This window comes from Fictibacillus iocasae (assembly GCF_042665465.1).
GTDB lineage: Bacteria > Bacillota > Bacilli > Bacillales > Fictibacillaceae > Fictibacillus > Fictibacillus iocasae.
Window position 1 is genome coordinate 122,911 of sequence record NZ_JBHTCP010000002.1, and the last position, 19,043, is coordinate 141,953.

Annotated in this window: 18 protein-coding genes; 12 read left to right on the forward strand and 6 right to left on the reverse strand. The window is 43.6% G+C overall.

The genetic code is table 11. The features are described 5' to 3' along the window. Nucleotides 1-151: 151 nt before the first annotated feature. From ACFQPF_RS00500 to ACFQPF_RS00520, 5 genes are all read left to right on the forward strand, one after another. Entirely contained in the window at nucleotides 152-1,078 is a 927-nt protein-coding gene (locus ACFQPF_RS00500; RefSeq protein ID WP_379744888.1) for a carbohydrate ABC transporter permease, read from the forward strand. Nucleotides 1,079-1,089: 11 nt separating this feature from the next. Continuing rightward, complete coding sequence (locus ACFQPF_RS00505; RefSeq protein WP_379744891.1) at nucleotides 1,090-1,923, forward strand: carbohydrate ABC transporter permease; 834 nt, start codon at nucleotides 1,090-1,092, stop codon at nucleotides 1,921-1,923. 203 nt (nucleotides 1,924-2,126) lie between these two features. Further along, nucleotides 2,127-2,684 carry a DJ-1/PfpI family protein gene (locus ACFQPF_RS00510; RefSeq protein WP_379744894.1) on the forward strand — a complete coding sequence of 186 codons (558 nt, stop codon included), beginning with the start codon at nucleotides 2,127-2,129 and terminating at the stop codon, nucleotides 2,682-2,684. Nucleotides 2,685-2,926: 242 nt separating this feature from the next. Further along, nucleotides 2,927-3,574 (forward strand): FMN-dependent NADH-azoreductase, encoded by a 648-nt coding sequence (locus tag ACFQPF_RS00515; protein WP_379744898.1) that lies wholly within the window; start codon nucleotides 2,927-2,929, stop codon nucleotides 3,572-3,574. An 86-nt stretch (nucleotides 3,575-3,660) separates the two neighbouring features. Further along, the gene (locus ACFQPF_RS00520; RefSeq protein WP_379744902.1) at nucleotides 3,661-4,269 is read left to right on the forward strand and encodes a nitroreductase family protein; all 609 of its coding nucleotides are present in this window, start codon (nucleotides 3,661-3,663) and stop codon (nucleotides 4,267-4,269) included. 195 nt (nucleotides 4,270-4,464) lie between these two features. On the opposite strand, the gene ACFQPF_RS00525 is transcribed toward ACFQPF_RS00520, so the two are convergent. After that, entirely contained in the window at nucleotides 4,465-5,307 is an 843-nt protein-coding gene (locus tag ACFQPF_RS00525) for an STAS domain-containing protein (RefSeq protein WP_379744905.1), read from the reverse strand. 165 nt (nucleotides 5,308-5,472) lie between these two features. Between ACFQPF_RS00525 and ytzI the strand changes: the two genes are divergently transcribed. Next, nucleotides 5,473-5,643 (forward strand): YtzI protein, encoded by a 171-nt coding sequence (ytzI, locus tag ACFQPF_RS00530; protein ID WP_379744908.1) that lies wholly within the window; start codon nucleotides 5,473-5,475, stop codon nucleotides 5,641-5,643. A 45-nt stretch (nucleotides 5,644-5,688) separates the two neighbouring features. Next, entirely contained in the window at nucleotides 5,689-6,612 is a 924-nt protein-coding gene (locus tag ACFQPF_RS00535; protein WP_379744911.1) for a DNA-3-methyladenine glycosylase family protein, read from the forward strand. A gap of 145 nt (nucleotides 6,613-6,757) precedes the next feature. Here ACFQPF_RS00535 and ACFQPF_RS00540 read toward each other — a convergent pair whose 3' ends face one another. The 4 genes from ACFQPF_RS00540 to ACFQPF_RS00555 all read right to left on the reverse strand — a co-directional run bounded on the left by ACFQPF_RS00540 (nucleotide 6,758) and on the right by ACFQPF_RS00555 (nucleotide 11,224). Further along, nucleotides 6,758-7,687, reverse strand: a complete 930-nt coding sequence (locus ACFQPF_RS00540) for an ATP-grasp domain-containing protein (protein ID WP_379744914.1) — start codon at nucleotides 7,685-7,687, stop codon at nucleotides 6,758-6,760. Nucleotides 7,688-7,869: 182 nt separating this feature from the next. Beyond that, entirely contained in the window at nucleotides 7,870-9,057 is a 1,188-nt protein-coding gene (locus ACFQPF_RS00545; RefSeq protein ID WP_379744917.1) for a DUF4129 domain-containing protein, read from the reverse strand. Beyond that, nucleotides 9,054-10,277 carry a DUF58 domain-containing protein gene (locus ACFQPF_RS00550; protein ID WP_379744920.1) on the reverse strand — a complete coding sequence of 408 codons (1,224 nt, stop codon included), beginning with the start codon at nucleotides 10,275-10,277 and terminating at the stop codon, nucleotides 9,054-9,056. Before ACFQPF_RS00550 ends, ACFQPF_RS00545 begins: the two co-directional genes overlap by 4 nt. Continuing rightward, the gene (locus ACFQPF_RS00555; protein ID WP_379744923.1) at nucleotides 10,277-11,224 is read right to left on the reverse strand and encodes an AAA family ATPase; all 948 of its coding nucleotides are present in this window, start codon (nucleotides 11,222-11,224) and stop codon (nucleotides 10,277-10,279) included. Before ACFQPF_RS00555 ends, ACFQPF_RS00550 begins: the two co-directional genes overlap by 1 nt. 181 nt (nucleotides 11,225-11,405) lie before the next feature. Between ACFQPF_RS00555 and ACFQPF_RS00560 the strand changes: the two genes are divergently transcribed. After that, nucleotides 11,406-11,804, forward strand: coding sequence for a hypothetical protein (locus ACFQPF_RS00560; protein WP_379744926.1), 399 nt, complete (start codon nucleotides 11,406-11,408; stop codon nucleotides 11,802-11,804). A gap of 37 nt (nucleotides 11,805-11,841) precedes the next feature. Here the strand turns inward: ACFQPF_RS00560 and ACFQPF_RS00565 are convergent, their stop codons facing one another. Further along, nucleotides 11,842-12,429 carry a peptidoglycan-binding protein gene (locus tag ACFQPF_RS00565; RefSeq protein ID WP_379744929.1) on the reverse strand — a complete coding sequence of 196 codons (588 nt, stop codon included), beginning with the start codon at nucleotides 12,427-12,429 and terminating at the stop codon, nucleotides 11,842-11,844. A 335-nt stretch (nucleotides 12,430-12,764) separates the two neighbouring features. Between ACFQPF_RS00565 and ACFQPF_RS00570 the strand changes: the two genes are divergently transcribed. From ACFQPF_RS00570 to ACFQPF_RS00585, 4 genes are all read left to right on the forward strand, one after another. Continuing rightward, nucleotides 12,765-14,333, forward strand: a complete 1,569-nt coding sequence (locus ACFQPF_RS00570) for a cation:proton antiporter (protein WP_379744932.1) — start codon at nucleotides 12,765-12,767, stop codon at nucleotides 14,331-14,333. An 86-nt stretch (nucleotides 14,334-14,419) separates the two neighbouring features. Further along, nucleotides 14,420-14,677 (forward strand): phage holin family protein, encoded by a 258-nt coding sequence (locus ACFQPF_RS00575; protein ID WP_379744935.1) that lies wholly within the window; start codon nucleotides 14,420-14,422, stop codon nucleotides 14,675-14,677. Between the two features lie 272 nt (nucleotides 14,678-14,949). Next, on the forward strand, nucleotides 14,950-16,239 hold the full coding sequence (locus ACFQPF_RS00580; RefSeq protein WP_379744938.1) for a hypothetical protein: 1,290 nt from the start codon (nucleotides 14,950-14,952) through the stop codon (nucleotides 16,237-16,239). Next, a complete protein-coding gene (locus tag ACFQPF_RS00585; protein ID WP_379744941.1) occupies nucleotides 16,232-18,991 on the forward strand; it encodes a DEAD/DEAH box helicase in 2,760 nt (919 codons plus the stop codon). Before ACFQPF_RS00580 ends, ACFQPF_RS00585 begins: the two co-directional genes overlap by 8 nt. The last annotated feature ends 52 nt before the right edge of the window (nucleotides 18,992-19,043 follow it).

Sequence of the window (19,043 nt, forward strand, 5' to 3'; positions counted from 1 at the left end):
CTTTTCACGTACTTTAAGACAATATAACGTTTAAAAAAGTGAAGGAATGCCACGCAGTCAAAAAGTTTAGGTATGAAATAAAAGTGCAATTAAGGCTGACGTAAAGGCATGGTGTCAGCCTAGTTTTCTAATTATCGAAAGGAGTCTGAAAATGAATCCTTCATCACAGCTGGGTACGAGAAAAGGGATGGCTGGAATCAAACGAAGCAAGGGCCGATCCCAATTTTGGACGGGGATGGGGTTCGCGGGGCCAGCACTTGTGCTGCTGTTTGCTTTTTTAATTCTTCCGGCACTGCTCGCGCTGTATTACAGCTTCACCAACTATTATCTGCTTACTCCGCAGCTGAGTAAATTTGTTGGCTTTGAAAACTACACTAGGCTTGCGGAAGACACCATTTTTTTTAAATCTTTAAAGAATACGGCGATCTTCACCGCGATTGTCGTTCCTCTGCAAACTTTGACGGCGTTAGCTTTAGCTCTTTTAGTGAACCAGAAGCTTAAAGGAATCAAATTCTTCCGGGTAGCCTTTTTTGCTCCAGTCGTTACGTCTATGGTCATCGTTTCCATTCTATGGACGTTCATTTATAACCCGGATACGGGACTTGCCAACTCAATACTTGGCATCGTCGGACTGGGCCCTTATCAATATTTGATGGACAAAGATCAGGCATTGTATTCCATCATCTTCATGAGTGTTTGGCAGGGTGCTGGTTATCAGATGATGATTTTTCTCGCAGGACTGCAGGACATACCGGAACATCAATATGAAGCTGCCTCGATCGATGGGGCGAACAGCTGGCAGCAGCTGATTCACATTACTATTCCAGGAATCCGGAACATTCTTGTATTTATTGCGCTCGTCACCATGATTGCGGCAACCAAGCTGTTCATACAGCCATTCGTCATGACTCAGGGAGGACCGCTTGACTCAACGAAAACGCTTGTTTTTATGGTGTATGAGACAGGATTCAAATTTCGTGATGTTGGTTATTCTTCCGCGTTAGCTATTTTATTTTTTATCATTGTGCTTTTGCTTTCGATTGCACAGCGTAAGTGGCTGCGCGATACGAGTGAATAGGAGGGGTTATTTTGAAGAAATCGCCGCTAAAAACAGTGCTCTTATATGTTCTGCTAACATTGCTTGCGGCATTGTTTCTGTTTCCGCTCGTTTGGATGGTGATCTCCTCATTTAAAACAGAGTCACGCATTTTCATGGACTTAAAATCTTTTCATGCCTTTTTGCCGACTGCCTTTTCACTCGACAACTATGCGGCCGTGTTTAATCGGATACCGTTTATCCGGTATATCGTCACCAGTACGGTATACGTGAGTGTGATTGTCGTTCTTGGCTTGTTCGTGAATTCTTTGGCAGCATATGCCTTTGCACGCATGTCTTTTAAAGGAAGAGATTTTTTATTTGCTGCAGTTGTTGCGCTCATCATTATTCCGTTTGAGAGCATTTTGCTTCCTCTTTACTTAATTGTCGATGAGCTGGATTGGCTGAACACGTATCAAGCTTTGATCGTTCCGTTTATCGCCAATGCGTTTAATATTTTCATGTTCCGGCAATTTTTCTTGAACCTTCCAAAGGAACTGGAAGAGTCAGCCCGTATGGACGGTGCCTCGACATTGAGGATTTTCTTTCAGATCGTTGTCCCTCTTTCAAAGCCCGTATTTATCACGGTTGCATTGCTCACTTTCATCACTCACTGGGGAGATTTTATGTGGCCTCTTATCGCCACGACTGATGAAAATGTCAGACCGCTGCAAGTCGGTATGCAATTTTTCTTTCACCAGCCGCCAGTCAAATATGGCCACATTATGGCTGCACTTACTATGGCCACGATTCCTCTCTTGATCATTTTCTTATTTTTCCAGAAGTATTATGTAAGGGGAATCGCGTCCGCCGGGATGAAAAACTGATAAAAAGGTTTTATCCCCGTATATGATATCGTTCAAACTTATGTCCTATTGGGAAAATGCTGAATGGGTAGAACGATTGAATAGCGGGTATTCCCATCATTTTTCCCAATACACACCCTCCTTTTGTACTGCTAAAATGTGATTATGCCTTATTTCTGACCAGAGGCAAGGAAAATAGTCACATTGAAATGGGTGAAAGCTGAATGAAAAAAAGGGTACTTGTTTACCTCTATCCACTGTTCAGGGAAGTTGAGATCATGACTGCACTCTCCATCCTTAGCAAAAGGTATGAAATATTGCCTTTCTCGCTGTTACCGGGAACAGTCACAAGCGAATGTGGCTTGCAGGTTCAGCCGCTGATGAAGCTGAAAAATATTAATCCGCGTGATTACGAGCTGTTAATCATCCCCGGGGGGAAACAGGCAAACGCCCAAAATCACCCTAGATTGATGCACGTCATTCAGATGTTTGACAAGGAAAATATTCGAATTGCTGCTATTGGTAACGGTACGGTTATTCTCGGGAGGGCAGGTGTACTCCTTAACCGCCAATACACAGCCAGCCTTTCCGATGAAGAAGCGTTAAAAGCTGCTAACTATATGAATGGGAGACAGATCAACAAAGCATTTATAGAAGACCGGAAAATTCTCACCGCCAAAAGCCATGCTTACATTGATTTTGGCCTGGTCCTAGGCGACCGCCTTCAATGCTTTAGTGGTCTAGACGAATACAACTTTTACAAAGGGACAAGCTCTTTTTAATGGGATAACTCTTGAAATCAAGATTTTTTTACATCTATCTACCGTATAAGCCTGGCAGTGCAAGTGCGCTGACACAGGCTTTTTTAGTTGGCAAACACTAACAAATCTTTTATTGATATTTTTAAGTTAATTGCTTGACAAAAGTAAGTGACCGTACTATTCTAGATACGAAAGCACTAACGAAAATAAAGTAAGTGCTAAAAAGTTTGTTGTTTACATTTTTTACTAAGGGAGAGATTAAGATGAAAAAACTTCTTTACATTAACTCAAATCCAAAAGCTATGGAGCACTCGTATGGCCTGCAGCTCGGACACCACTTTTTAGAAGAGCTTCTAAAGAAAAATCCAGAAATCCAAATTGAAACGATCAATCTTTACGATGAAGTCATTCCTTTTATTGATGGTGAAGTATTAGACGCATGGGGAAAACTTGCAGCAGGTGAAGAACTTTCACCATCACAAAGCGAGAAAGTGACACGAATGAATGAGATTCTTGAACAGTTCCTCTCAGCAGACACTTATGTATTCGCCACGCCAATGTGGAACTTAAGCTACCCTCCAATGCTTAAAGCATATATCGACAATATCGTCATGGCAGGCAGAACGTTCAAGTACACAGAATCAGGTCCACAAGGCTTGATGACAGGTAAAACAGCTATTCATGTACAGTCACGTGGAGGCGTCTACTCAGAAGGTCCAGCCCAAAGCTTTGAGTTCACGAACGGCTACCTTCAAGGCGTACTAGCGTTTATCGGGATCACAGATTATCATCATGTCTTTGTGGAAGGTACTGCAGCTGCACCAGACAAGGCAGATGAAATTCTTGCTGCTGCTAAGGAAAAGGCGTCACAACTGGCAGTGAATTTATCGAATGTGAACCAAAACGCTTAAGTAAGAACAGCACTTTGGAGAAATAATAAAAAGATGCCTGAACACTTGGCATCTTTCTTTTACTTTATAAAAAGGGGAGATACAGCATGAATGAAGCCATAAGAGTGATGACGGAGCGTTCTTCTATCCGCCATTATGATAAGAACAAGAAACTTTCAGAAGAGGCACTTCATGAAATTTTAGAGCTGGCAGGAAAGGCCCCATCAGCCTGGAACTTGCAGCATTGGCGCTTTATCGTGATCACATCAGAGGAGCAAAAAGAAAAGATTTTCCCTATCGCTTATCAACAGCAGCAAGTGCTCGATGCTTCAGCTGTTATTGTTGTGATTGGCGATACAGAGGCGCATAAAGTGGCACCAGAAGTGTTTGCTGGTGCACCCGCACAGGCACGTGACACGCTCCTTTCCAACATAAATGGCGCTTACGCACGCGGGCGTGAGTTCGGTGAACGAGAGGCTCTTAAGAACGCTTCTCTTGGTGCCATGCAGCTCATGCTCGCCGCAAAAGCACTTGGTGTTGATTCGTGTCCGATGACAGGATTTGATCATGATGGCATTGTTGAAGCGCTGAACATTTCCGAGCGATATATTCCTGTTATGATGATTACACTCGGTTATCCGTCCGCACCAGCCAAACCCTCAGGAAGATTCCCGATCGAAAGCCTGGTCATGAAAGAAACATTCCAAGAAAAATAAAGAAAGCTAAAGCTAAGTCTTTCGCGTCAGCTTTAGTTGAAGCTACTCAATAAAAGTTAGCTTTTTGCGATTTCGACTTATCATCGCGGGTTAAACATTATCCTTTCCATTAATAGAAAAAAGCCCCCGTTAAACAGGAGCTTTCAAGGAACCGGCAGTCAAAGGACTGCCGGTTTTTTTTATAAGCTGCAGCGATTATGTTTTCAACAAGTCAAGATCAAGCACCGCTTTGCTTAATGAAGACTTAACGGTGATTCTTCTGAAATCCAAATTCAATGTCGTTGCAGTCATGGCTATTTCAGGGCGTATGCCTGTTAATATCGCATCAATCCCAAGCAGCTGCAGCGTTTCAATCACCTTAAAAATGTGATGCGCTACCATAGTATCAATATAATTAACACCAGAAAGATCGATGATCAATGCTGTCAATTGCAGCTCTTTGCTCCTGTTCAGTGCTACTTCCATGATGTAATTTGCTCTGTGTGTGTCGATCTCCCCGATAAGAGGAAGAATGCCGACACCTTTAGACAGAGGGACGACGGGCACAGAAAGTTCCTGCAAGCTATCGTTGAATTTTCTCATCATATTCTTGTGATTTTTCACATATGCTGCGCTAAAACCATGAACAGCTTGATCGAGCAAGGGATCAATACGTGAAGAAACAAGCAACAGACTGTCGATTGGCATATTTAATGACTTAGCCTTTTCGCCGACAAACGTCCATATGCCATTTCGGAAATCGGGTGTTCCCCTTAAGGCGTCATCTAAGTCAGCGCCCATCTGAACGGCGATGTTTCCAAGCTGTTCCCCGTGTGCTCTCATTTTTCCAGCTGCTGCTTCTGTGTCATCGTCGACCATTAGATCGGCAATTTGATTTAAGAATGCGACCGTATAATTAATTCCCATTTCTCTTTGTTCTTGGCTGACAGGCTCATTTTGATTTTTCTCTGCTTGCTCTTGTAAATAAAGAGCAATATCATGAGCGTTGTCTTTCAAGTACTGGCTGATAAGTACGACATCTTCTATTACAGTGAACACTGCAAAAGCCCCCTTGGTAAAATAATACTAGAAATAACAAAGTACTTTTTCCCTTTTTATAATAAATTCAAACCGCTAATAAAAAACTTTTGAAGAGAAGTGTGAGAAAGCTGTGAATATTTGTATGTTAAACTAAGTATAACACTAAATGAAGGGATTCCGGCTATGAGCACATTCATGATTGTGATGATGATGATATCACTTGTCATCATTCTGTTTATTCTTGTTATTTTTACAGCGGCCATATCAAAAGGATACTCGTACAAGCATACAGTTGACCGCTTAGAAGACAATCCAAATGTAAAAAAAGAGGACAATAAAAGGGCTCAGCAGTAAGGATGGTTGATGAATCGTTATTGCTTGTGCGGAAAGGGGAATGCCATGATTCTTGAGTTTTCACCTCAGCCTCCGTTTGATTTTAAAAAAATGATGAAAAGGCTGATTGGTGCGCAAAAAACGCAGCTTGTGCTTATTTCTGATGACTTAACTCAATACGAACGAGTGGTTAGGTTTAAAGGCGCAGCCTTTTATTTAAGAGTCAATTCCAAAGGAAGTGTCGATGAACCGTCGATCTTATGTACGGCTGAAATGATTGAAGGCGACCTTGCCGAGGAAGACATGAAGGATGCGGTTGAACGTATTTTTTCGCTCAAGGTGGATTTAACGGAATTTTATCAAGGCTTCGCAAAGCAAAACAAGCTTTCATCCTTATGCCGCCAATTTAACGGTCTCAAGCTTGTAACAGATACTGATCTTTTTGAAGCCATCACAAAAATTATTGTCGGGCAGCAGGTTAATTTAACGTTTGCAGGGACATTGATCAACCGGCTGACAGATTTGGCCGGAACTAAAATAGAACATAACGGAAAATCGTTTCAGCTGTTTCCTGAAGCTGAGAAAGTGGCGATGCTTGATTATTCACAATTAAGGGAGCTCCAATTCAGCCAGCGAAAAGCGGAATATATTATTGATCTTGCAAGGATGGCAGCGAGCGGCACGTTAGCACTCGATGAACTATGGCATAAAACAGATGAAGAGATTATGCAGATTCTGCTTCCCATTAGAGGGATCGGCAGATGGACGATCGAGTGCCTGCTTATTTTCGGGATGGGGAGGCCAGACGTTCTACCGGCTGCTGATATTGGCCTTCGGAACGGTGTCAAGTTGGTATGGGACATGGATCATCAGCCTTCAGAGGAGGAAGTCCGCGAGCTCGCAAAGGACTGGGTTCCATGGCGCACGTATGTGACGTACTACTTGTGGGAAAGTCTGGCGAAAGAGCCCGCAGTTCTTCAAATACCGTAAACCCAAAAGTGTAAAAAAGCTGTCTGTGATAGACAGCTTTTTTACACTTTTAATCAGGATAAGGTTTTAGCGTTGATAAAGTGAACGCCAACAATAATCGTTCAATGGAGGGAGATAAAAAAATTAAACAGTTGTTAAAAAAATATCAAGCCATTTCGAGCTGGGCTGCCAGAAAACGGGCGATTTCCTGCATTCCGTATACTTCCGCCTTACGCTCAGCATCAGGATTGTAGTTTGTGTTCGTGTTCACATCATATGTGAAGGCGTTACCCCATTCATCCTCTATCATCTCAATTCCTGAAAACGTAATTCCATTGGCTCGAAGGAATTTTTCATACTTCGGTATAAGAGGATGCGAAAAGTCTGTTAGAATCTGAAATTTTGGTGCCGGTTCTTCCCCCACAGGGCACATGGTGTCGCCGATCTGACAAGCGTCAGCGGGACACAGCTCGAAGCCATCCGAGGTATCTACTTTAACGGCGTACATGAACGTCCCGCCAACAAATTCACAGCGGGTAATGTACGGTTCAGAGGAGCGGATGTATTCTTGGATCAATGTGATGCCATCAACCGAATCCTCGAAGCTTGGACCGTTCACATAAGAGGCCAATGCATTTTCTGATTGAAATAGCTGTACCCCAAGTCCTTTTCCAGCACGGTTATGCTTCGTGATAAAGGCTCCTTCAAAGGATGAGGCCGCACGGATAATATCTTGTTTGCCAACAGCGGCTGCTGTGCGCGGTACGGGAATATCAAAGGATTTTAGTGCGGAATATTGAGCGACCTTGCTCAATTCCAGCTGAAGCGCTCTCGAATTATTAAACACTTTGCGTCCCCAGCTCTCGAGCCATGCGAGCACAGCAGCTGTATATTCAGGAGCGAACCGGTGTCCGCGCGTATGGGAAGAAGCACTCATGCGGTTATAAAACACGCCTTCTGGAGGCTCTTGTGCAAGGTTGATCTGGCCGCTGCTTAAATGCCAGTCCTCATAAGGCACACCCATTTCTTCTAAACGCTGAAAAAGAGGCGAGGTCCACTCATTGTTTTCATGAATTACGTATACCTTTTTATCCATCGCAATAACCTCCATGTATTCCTGCTTAATTGATAGTGATAGTTTATAATAACATCTCTGTTTAAACAAACATACTGCACAGGTCAGGAAGACAGGAGCGGGGTCCGGTACCTATCCAATCCAAGTGACGCTAGCCTTTGGATAAAGAAAAAGGTACCGGACCCCGGCGTGTGTTTGATGATCTATTGCTCCTTTATTTCTTGGCGGATATGTTTTATAGCCGCTTTAAATTGCTTTCTTTCTATGGTATTTTCGGATAGCTCTCCATATCGGACTTTTTCATACAGTGATAACACGTGCCGTGCAGATTCACTTTGCAGATTCAGCCTTTGAAACCAAGAGCTTGCTGACTCTCCAGTAAGCCTGTCAAGCCCTTTTTTATGCAGCTCTTTTTCAAGAGCTGCCATTTGTCTGCGTATCACATTATCAGACTGAAACCACTGTTTCTTGGTCTTATTACGGCTGTAGGCAGAAGGGTGAAACGATGAAGCGATCACTGCTCCAGATTCAGCTTGAGAGAAATTAAATTTCTTTTTATACAGAAAGAATAGTGCTAAAGCTAAAAGTACTGCAGCAAGCGACCATCCAGCCCATGCAAGGTCTGTTTGATTAGTATTTAATGCAATCTGCTGTAGGGGCTCTTCAGCTTTTTGACTATCCGAGACCTCGTTTGATTTTTCCTTTACTGTATTCAGCCAATCACTGAATAGCGGAATATGTGAGAGCAGTGAGATAAGAGGCAGGATGACCGAAAAATATAGCATATAAAAAACAGATATCATAGCAGTGGAAATAATTGTTTTGAAAACGGTTAAAAGTAAACCTGCAGAAATCATAACCAGCATGAAGACACCTGCAAAGGAAGCTTCTCTTAACGCGATGCTTTTCGTCATGTTGTCCCATCGATAAACCATTTTCAGCAATAGGAGCAGAAAGGCCTGCAAACATCCGCTGATAAGGAGCAAAGAGATTCTTTCTTCATCTAAAAAGAAGGCGATGAAAAGCAAGATGAATAGTGTTATGAAAAGTATTTTCTCCGCATCACTGTTTTTGCCTTCAGTCCAGTTGACAAAAGAACGCCACAATAAAGCAGTGCTCATTATGGCAGCGGTAAATGGCGGCAACCCGGCTGCGAAATAAAACAGCAGAAAAGAGAGCGGAATAAATAGGTAAAGCATCCATCCCGCCGGTTTATCTGAACGAAGAAAGAGCAGAAGAGGAAGGGCCGCAGCCATAAGAAAAGAGAAGGTGAAGCTTCCTGCAAATGCCCAAGTACTTTCCCCGCCAAGCAGAACAGCTGCCATAAAGAAAAGCGTGCCTTCATAGGATAAGTTCAGCATATAAATAGCCGTTCTAAACCGAGCATTCATGAGGAAATTCTCCTTTCGGCAAAATAAGAAAGCAAAAAGGCCTCAGAACCGGTTTGTGCAACCTGATATACGTTTCCGCCTCGTTTTTTCCATCGCTGCATGTAGGCATAACAGGCTGTTCCGCTTAGCTCTGCTCCTGAGATGATGACAAACGGCTGAGAGGAAAGAAGGTGTCCATCCACTTTGGCAAGCATGCTCTCAGGTGATGTGGCCATGCTCGAAATATCGATTCGTGAGAGCGTTTCGAGCACCTGAACAAGATGCTCTTTCCCTTCACCCGGTTCCATTCTGATGATTTGGCCCGGACCTGGTACACGAATGTTGATGAATAGTTCAAATGGTATGTTTTTATGTGAGGCAAACCGGCACATGAAAGCCAGATAACTGATTTGTTTTTCCAAATCCTCAGCCTTCATTGAATTCTTCTCATGCTGTCCTGCTGGAAGCGTAAACAAAAACGTCCAGCGGAACAATGTGGTTTTCTCATAGACCTTTGTCTGAAGATCACCGGTCCTTGCCGTGGCTTTCCAGTGAATTCTGCCAAAAGAATCCCCTGTTTTATATTCTCTTGCTCCAGAAGGAAACGTAACATCTTCATATAGAGAGTGTGACGTGTGATAGTCTCCGTAACCTGCTTGGTGAAGCTTTTCAAGACCGAAAACCGGCAAGGGTTCAGGGTATACGACGATTTCTGTCTGATAAAGTTTGTCATATTCTAAATATTGAATGCCGAACGAAAACATGTCTCTCAGCTGAAGGCTAATATTGTTCAGCCGTGTGACGCCGCGTCTCGAACCTTTAATATGAAATGTACAGCGCTGCTGCTGCCCGCTGCCAGTGGAGATGGTTCTCTCGAATGTTTGCAGCTTTTTGTCTCCGAGGGCATTATTCTCATTATTTACATCTTTAATTACATCGCGATAAGATACAGACAAATGTCCATTAAGTGACGGCCATTTCCCAAAATATCCAATGTCCAAGGTGATGGTTTCTGTATCACCAGGGAAAAGTCTGTACGTTCGCTTTTCATTCATGATATACAATGCGTTTTTGGTTGACTTAAAAAAGGCGAGAGTTCCCCAATAAAGGAAGGGGACGAGTACGCCTAATATGAAAAGAGCCGTCATTCCTTTATATATACTGATAAATAGGATTAACGGGACAAGTAAAAGCATCGTTTGAAGCAGCCTAGAAATGGAATGCTGTTCGCGCCAAATCATTACATGCCTGCCCCAGATTCAACAGGTACGGCAATGGTATCAAGGATATCTTTGATCACCTGTGATTTGGTTTTGCGCATCGAACCTTCCATTGATAAAACAATTCGGTGTGACAGGACATATCCGGCAATGCGCTGAATATCGTCAGGTGTGACGAACAGGCGGTTATTCACATAAGCCGATCCTTGAGCAGCACGCATGAAGGCAAGCGTCCCGCGGGGGCTTACACCTGTTTCAATGTATTCGTGGCTGCGCGTCAAATGGATGATGGAAAGAAGGTAATCCTCCACATCACTGGAAATGCGAACATTCTTAACTTCTTCCTGCATCTGAAGAAGTTCTTCTAGCGTGAAAACAGGAGTAAGTGAGTTTAACGGCTCTTCGTCACGATATATCTGCAGAATTCTTTTTTCTTCATTAAAAGTAGGATAACCAGCCGGCACTTTCATAAAGAACCGGTCAAGCTGTGCTTCAGGTAGAGGAAAGGTCCCTTGTGATTCGATTGGGTTTTGGGTGGCGATGACAAGAAAAGGAGAAGGGAGCTTAATCGTCTCGCCATCAATGGTCACCTGCCGCTCTTCCATTACCTCAAGAAGGCTGGACTGTGTTCTTGGAGTGGCGCGGTTGATCTCATCAGCTAAAAGAATATTGGTCATCACAGGACCTGGTCTTAGCTCGAAGTCCTGCTTCTTCGGATGAAAAAATTGAATGCCTGTCACGTCACCCGGCAGGATGTCTGGTGTGAACTGAATGCGCCGAAATGAACCGCTGATGGATTTGGCAAGGCTTTTGGCGAGGACCGTTTTTCCTGTGCCTGGCACGTCTTCTAAAAGAAGGTGCCCCTTGCTTACAAGGGCGATCATAGCCAGTTCGGCAAGATGTTCCTTTCCTATTAGAACCGTTCCGATATTTTGTTTAAACGCCGTTACCTTTTGTGAAATATTCATGAGATCCCCCTTATTATCTGTCTATCTACTCTTTTTCTGTATGAAATTGTCATTTCCTGCTTGTGATGTCGATTCTATTTGTTTCACGTACTGAAAATATTTCCTACTCGATACAGAAGTACAAGCACTTAGCTATAGCGTTTAATATGATAGAGCATACCTATGTTAGGAGGTGGCGATATTGCCAGTGTACTCGACAGGCCTGCTAGAAAACAGGGCAGGATCAAGTGGAATAAGACCCAGTCAGAAGCTTGTTTTGCGTGTTTCAAATGAAGGCGTCTATTCAACTGACTGCCTTGTCGAAATATTCACGCTGAACAATAAAGATCAAACGAAGCATCAAAACTTTTATATCACACAGTTTGCATTAAACGGAGTAAACAAAACAGGTGCTGTAAGGACATTCGATGATATTGAATGTAATCTAGATACATTTGGAGTGAGAGTGACAACCATTGGGACAGGCTCTGCCAATGTGGCGGTAACGATGTTTACAATGGATGCAAATGGAAATCTGGTAGACTCACACCGAGCATTTCAAGGAGAAATGCAGCTCGTTGGTGTGGACTTAATTCTATGAAATAAGGAAAAAGAGATGGCTGCATCAGCCATCTCTTTTAGTTAATCACCGTTATTTTCACTGTTCTGCGTCCCCAGTTAACAGCATCCTCATGTTCTTGCTTGTAAATATCAATTTCATTGCCGTCGATGCCGCCGCCTGTATCACCGGCTACTGCATAGCCATAGCCCTCAACGTACACGACACTGTTCAATGGAATGACGTTTGGATCAACCGCAATCATTTTTGCATATGGCGTTTCCTTCAAATTTGTTCCATTTGCTGTTGTCCCGCTGCATCCTTCACATTCTGCCGTGTATGCTGTCGCTTCCACAGAAAACGAACGTTTTTGAAAGCTGCTGTTGTTTATCGCAGAGAATGTTTGAGGCCCTGCAATTCCGTCAACTTTTAAGCCCTTTGCACGCTGAAATTTTGTAACAGCATCTTTCGTCACCGATCCGTAGTACCCTGTTGTTGCTTTATAATTAAAGTATCCTAATGCCTTTAACTTAGCTTGCAGCTCATGAATGTCTTGATCCCACATGCCTTGTCGAAGAGTCTCGTCTCCCATGGCAGCTTGCCCAACTACAGGCGAGAACAGCATAGCACCAGCCATTACACCTGCTGCAGCGATTTTCTTTATCAAAATAAATTCCCCCTCGTTCTATAATAGGCGATGTAAGCCTTATGAGAGAAATTATATCGATATAATATGACAGGTCTGTTAGAGCGAAATGACAAATACATAACGAAAAATAGGAAATGATGCCTATTGATGGGAAAGGATGAACTTTTCTGAAAAAACAGCATGCAAATTCCCCGGGAAATTGACAGAAAAACAGGAAAAGATACAGTGAGGTGCAAATGCTGTTGAATAAATAGAATCTAGTATGGACTGCCCTGCTAGCTAAAAAATAATAGATAACTGTTTGATGAATGGCCAGTTCGGTAAAGATAAGAGTATAAGAGGAGAGTGGTAAGATGCATCATACATTAAATGTTGCGCTGTTATTGTTAGCGATCGCGGTTGGAGTGACAGCGGCTGCAAAAAAAATCCATAAACCATATCCCATTGCTCTTGTTCTTGCGGGTGCGCTGATAGGACTGCTCCCTATAAAAGGACTACAAGATCTGAAAAATCTAATCGCAGAAGGCTATATGTTTCAATTTATCATCATTTCTCTCCTGCTTCCTATTTTATTAGGTGATGCGAGCATAAAGCTACCGTTCTCCGATTTGAAGAAAAGTGCAAAGCCCGTACTTGTTCTTGCATTTGCTGGAACACTAGTCACGTTCTTTCTTGTAGCAGCAGGCACACATTTCACATTAGGCCTTGAAGTTCAGACCGCCTTCGTATTTGCTGCGCTAATGAGTGCGACAGATCCAGTATCAGTTCTAAGCATCTTCAAGACCCTTGGTGTGAATAAGAAACTTTCTACAATTATAGAAGGCGAAAGTCTCTTAAACGATGGCATTGCCGTTGTGCTGTTCATGATCAGTTCTCTCTATTTGCTGCAGTTCATGGAACAAGGGCCAGCAGGAATCATTTCTTCTGTATTATTGTTTATAAAAGTTGCAGCAGGCGGCCTGCTCGTCGGAGGAGCACTAGGCTATGTGTTTTCTAAATTGACTTCATGGTTTGATGATTATCCGCTTGAAATTTTGTTTTCTCTCGTCTTGTTTTATGGAAGTTTCTCAATAGCTGAAGCGTTTCACGTATCAGGTGTTATCGCAGTCGTTACGGCCGGAATCATTTTCGGAAATTATGGTGCGAAAATTGGAATGAGTCCGACTACGAAAATTAATATCCACTCGTTCTGGGATGCGATGGCTCTTCTCGGTAACAGTGTCGTCTTCTTCTTAGTGGGATTGGAGATTGCCTATATCGATATGGCGGATAAATGGGGGATTATCGCAGCCAGTATTGCAATTGTCCTTGCAGCCCGCGCGGCTGCTGTTTATGGCACCCTTATACCTGTAAAAGGGATTCCGATGAACTGGAAGCATGTGTTGAACTGGGGAGGGCTTAAGGGCTCCCTTTCTCTTGCATTGGCTCTCAGTTTGCCTGTTGATTTTAAAGGCCGCGAAATCATAATCGTTTTGTCGTTCAGTGTAGTATTCTTTAGTCTGCTCGTTCAAGGAACCACCATATCATGGGTCATCCATAAGCTTCAGCTAAAAGGTGAAGGAAAAGAAAGGATGGAATATGATCTTATTCTAAGCAGCATTCACCGCAGCCGTTCTGCGTTAAAAAGGCTGGCGGAAATTGAGAAGGAATATGTAATCTCACCTGTTGTTTTCTCAAGTATGAACGCATTGTACGAAAAAAAGATCGAGGACGCAAAAGTGGAGCTGGCGGTTAAATATAGCGAACATCCAGAATGGAGAAAGAAAGAAGAGGAAAGAGCGGGGATAGAGGCTCTTTACGCTGAGTATGAGGCAGTCGAACGGCTGCTTAGAAAAGAGGTCCTGCCTGGTGAAGTGGGGGAGAAGGAACTGGAAATCATACTCGATCAAATCGAGAAAATGAAGGAAAGTGAGCAACGTTAAAAAATCATTCCTTTCACTCTAGCAGTTACCTATACCTTCTCTATTAAACGCGCATATAGTAGCTAATAGAGGAGGTGTGTTTTAGGATGGAAGAATTCTCGATCTTCATCCATTTTTTAGAAGGTGACTATGCGTTCATCCTGCCTGTATTGTTCCTGCTGGGACTCAGGCTGCATTCCACGCCGCAAATTCCGGCGTGGTCCATATTCTGGATACTAGCCGCAGTCAGCATGATTATCGCATTCTGGAAGTTCGGTGTACACGTGGTATCATTTACGAACGGAATCCTTGCTGCTGGCATATCATTTTACGGACTAATCACATACTTGAAAATGAGAAAGTAGCGGCAGAAGCCGTTTTTTTTTACACTTTAAATTAGGTGTGAGCCAAGCTTTCTTTAGTTGTGGAAAGGTCTGCATGTTCGTTTAGCGATGTGTCTGTTGTACTTAGTGGCAGCTGAAAATTGTGAAGTGATGAGGGCTAGGAGCTTGCAATGAAAACCATCAGCACTATGGCGTTTTGAATTCTTTATGTGCAAAAAGCCTTCTTTAGTGAATGATATACATTCTGTTTGTTATAATGGTTAATAGTGCAAAAAATGGGAAGGAGGCTGGCCGTGAAGAAGATGCAAGAATATGAAGAAACGTTCGATCGCCTTGTACAGAACACCACATCTCTCTCAGGATGGCAAGAATTCTTTGACCGTAAATTCGATCAGTTTGAAAAACGTAAGCTGCAGAATATCTCCTTCCGGGAACTAGCCGATGGAAACAAAAATTCGTACAGTTTTGTTCACATTTACAAGGAATATTATCCGGCTCTCCTAAATGCAGGACAGTTTTTTGACGAGAACATCGGTAACCTTTACCGCTTTCATGTTCAGATTGAAACACTGTTAAAGCTTATACAGTTTGAAAAGTCCTACGGAGTACCTGCCTTTTTAGAAGCAACCTATGAAATGACAGTGGACCGTCTTGCCGAAAGCATCTATGCAACGATAAAAAAGATCCAGGCAGAAGAACTGTATAACCAGCACCATGACCTGGCTGAAGAAAGCCTTCGTCATTTTCAAAAGATCTTTGAACTGCCGCAGAGATGGAGCGGCCTTCTTTTTTACTTGTTCCAAATTGGATGGTCCTCGCTTTATTGCCATGACGATTGGATCGAAAAATATGAAAATCAGTTGAAAGAAGAAAAGGAACAAAAGCCCTCTGTCATGCTGGAGCTTGCTCTTGTTCATTTTGCGTTCCTCCGCAAACGTGATGCGGAAGCATTCAGTGATTTGGATAAAATAGGTAATTCGACAGAAGGAGAGTACTTATCTACCTGGCTGTCCTTATTGCTCGATCAGCAAGAATGGGAACGGATGCTGCATTGGCTCATGTATTTGAAGCCCGTGCTCAATACGCATACTAAAGATTATTATTATAATAGTGAATCACGCGAGTTCTTTCATAACTATCTTCATTTCTTTTGGAAGTACGCCCAAAACACAGGAAACGAAGAAGAGTATGAGGCGATGCTGGCTGAATTCCTTCCGATTACCTTTTATGAGTACAGCGAATTTCTCATGGTGCTCGGCGAGGTCGAGCGATGGGCGGAGCTGCAGATTGTAATGGGTTACTCCCCAGACATTATTCAGCGCAAAGATTTAAAAGAGGCTAAAGAGATGGATGCCAGAACACTTTTGCCCATCTATCATCAATCCATACACAAGCTCGTGAACGACAGGACAAGAAAATCGTATCAATCTGCTATCAAGTATTTGAAGGAACTTAGGAAATTGTATGAAGCACTCGGCAGCGAAGAGCGGTTTGCGGACTATATCAGCCAATTGTCATCTGAATACAGCCGGCTTCGTGCGTTTATGGAAGAGCTGAAGAAAGGAAAGTTTATCCATGATTGATGTGAACGAGCTAGTTCTGCATACCGAATACAATCCTCCGCATATCGTGCTGTGGGCAGAGCGGAATGGCTCCGTTATCCATGTGAATGACTGGAAGCCACTGTTTTTTGCATGGCATGAATCTTCCTTTTATGGCACGTTTCTGCAGACCGACAGCGCGCAGAGAATATATTTGATGCCTGATGAAGCGTGGGAGCTATTTCTCTCTTATCCTGCTCACTACTTTCAAGATGACAATCTTGGACCGGATGCTTCAGAAATGGCAGGTAAAGTTCGCCATGCCCAAAGAGCCATCATGCAAGGCACACTTAGGCCTGATTTCTCAGCATGGAAAGCCGGGCAATACGGCTGGCTGCTGGATGATGAACCGATTACGATTCCTTGGATCAATGCCGCACTCAATGAAGTGATGAAGTACAGCGAAGAGAAGCCGGACTTTGCAAGCCGCTATTTTCTTGAGCGAAACAGCGCGGGATTAGAACGGGCATACAGCACATTGACCGAAGAGCGATGGCTGCAGAAAATCGGCTGGAGTGAAGATCCGGCTCCATTTCAATTACAGTTTGTTTTAGAAGAACCGGAAGAAGAACAGGATAAAGAGTGGAGCCTGAACCTTTATTTACTTGAAAAAGGCGAGGGGATGAGGCTCGCCTACAGTGGAAACGCAACTTTGCTGCCAGAGGAATGGCGCGAACACCGAGAGAAAATCACAGAGGAGATTCAGCTCATTAAGGAATTGATTCCTTGGATGAAAAAAGGAGACGGTTTGAAAGATAAACTGTCGGAGAAGGAAGCCTATGACTTTCTTTCGGTCCGGAGCGAGCAGCTGAGGCACTTGGGCATTGATTCTGTCCTTCCTTCATGGTGGCACACCGTTAAACAATATCAGCCAAAAGTAAAGGCAAGAATAAAGGCAACCTCTCAGGCGGCTGGCGCTCCTGTTTCCTTTGTTGGCATAAATGCTCTCATGCAGTTTGACTGGCGAATGTCCCTTGGAGGAGCCGATTTGTCAGAGGAGGAATTCCGTAGCTTGATGAGTAACAGCCAGTCTCCGCTAGTGAGAATACAAGGAGACTGGTATCAAGTCGATCAGGAATGGATGAAGCGTGTCCGGCAGCTGATGAAAGAAGTGGACAAAAACGGACTTCAGCTTAAAGAAGCGCTTGAGCAGCACCTTTTGTCGCAAGGGGCGGATAAAGATGATGAGAGTGAGCTTCCTTATGCGGTTGAATGGGACGAATCGCTTTCAGGTGTCATTGGCCAGCTGACGGAAACCTCCGAAATTCCTGTCCTTGCTGCAGCGGAAAAGTTGAACGGTGAGCTTAGGGAATATCAGAAGATGGGAAGTTCATGGATGTATTTTCTACGCCGGTTCGGTCTGGGAGGATGTTTAGCAGATGATATGGGACTTGGCAAGACCGTTCAAACGATCGATTACTTGCTGAAAGTGAAAAGCGACGGTCACTTGTCATCTGCCGCATTGCTCATTTGTCCGACTTCAGTTATCGGAAACTGGCAGAAGGAGCTGGAGCATTTTGCACCTGATTTGAAGGTGGCACTTCACTATAGCGGCACTCGGAAAAAAGGGCCAGAGTTTGCCGAAATGGTAAGAAAATATGATGTGATTATCACCTCCTATACCACTGCCCAGCTTGATGAACCTGAGCTACTTCCATACGAGTTCAGTGCAATCATTCTAGATGAAGCACAGAACATAAAGAACAGCTATACGAAACAGTCTAGAAGCATCAGAAGACTTAGAGGTCAGCATAAGATCGCGTTAACTGGTACACCAGTAGAAAACAGGCTGCTTGAGCTGTGGGCGATCTTTGACTTTTTGAACCCTGGTTATTTGGGGAGCGAGATCTCTTTTCAGCGAAGGTTTGTACAGCCGGTAGAACGGGGCAATGATCAGGAGAAGCTCATTCAACTGCGCCGTCTTGTGCAGCCATTCTTGCTGAGGAGGACGAAGAAGGATCCGGCTGTTCAGCTTAATCTCCCTGAAAAACAGGAAATCAATGAATACTGTCCTTTATCATCAGAACAGGCTTCTCTTTATGAAAGAACGGTACAGGAAACGTTTGAACAAATTGAAAAAGCCGTTGGTATGAAACGGCGAGGCCTGCTTCTTGCCATGATCGGCAAGCTGAAGCAAATCTGCGACCATCCAGCATTGTACGGAAAAGAAATAAGACCAGGAAAGCTGGAAGAAAGGTCAGTGAAATTTGCGAAAATGGCGGAGCTTGTTGAGCAGATTTTAGAAAAAGAAGAAAAGTGCCTCATCTTCACGCAGTTCATTTATATGGGTGAGGCGATCAAGCATTATTTAGAGAAAAAGCATGGAAAACCGGTTCTATTTCTTCACGGCAGTTTACCGAAGAAAAAAAGGGATGAAATGATTGAAAAATTTCAAGAGGGTGACGAAGAGTCGATCTTCGTCCTCTCCCTTAAAGCTGGAGGAACGGGACTCAATTTAACCGAGGCCAATCATGTTATCCATTATGACCGCTGGTGGAATCCTGCTGTAGAGAACCAGGCAACGGACCGTGCACACCGAATCGGTCAGAATAAGTTTGTGACCGTGCACAAGATGATCACACTCGGCACACTCGAGGAAAAGATCGACCAAATGCTCGAGAGCAAAAAAGAGCTCAGCGAAAAGGTCATTCAAAGTGAAAACTGGATAACAGAGCTTTCCACAGAAGAACTAAAAGACATCCTCACCCTTAGGAACGAATGGGTCGAGGCATGAGAACAATGAAATCTAATTGAAGGGGTCCGGTACTTTCTTGTATGCAGCCAGC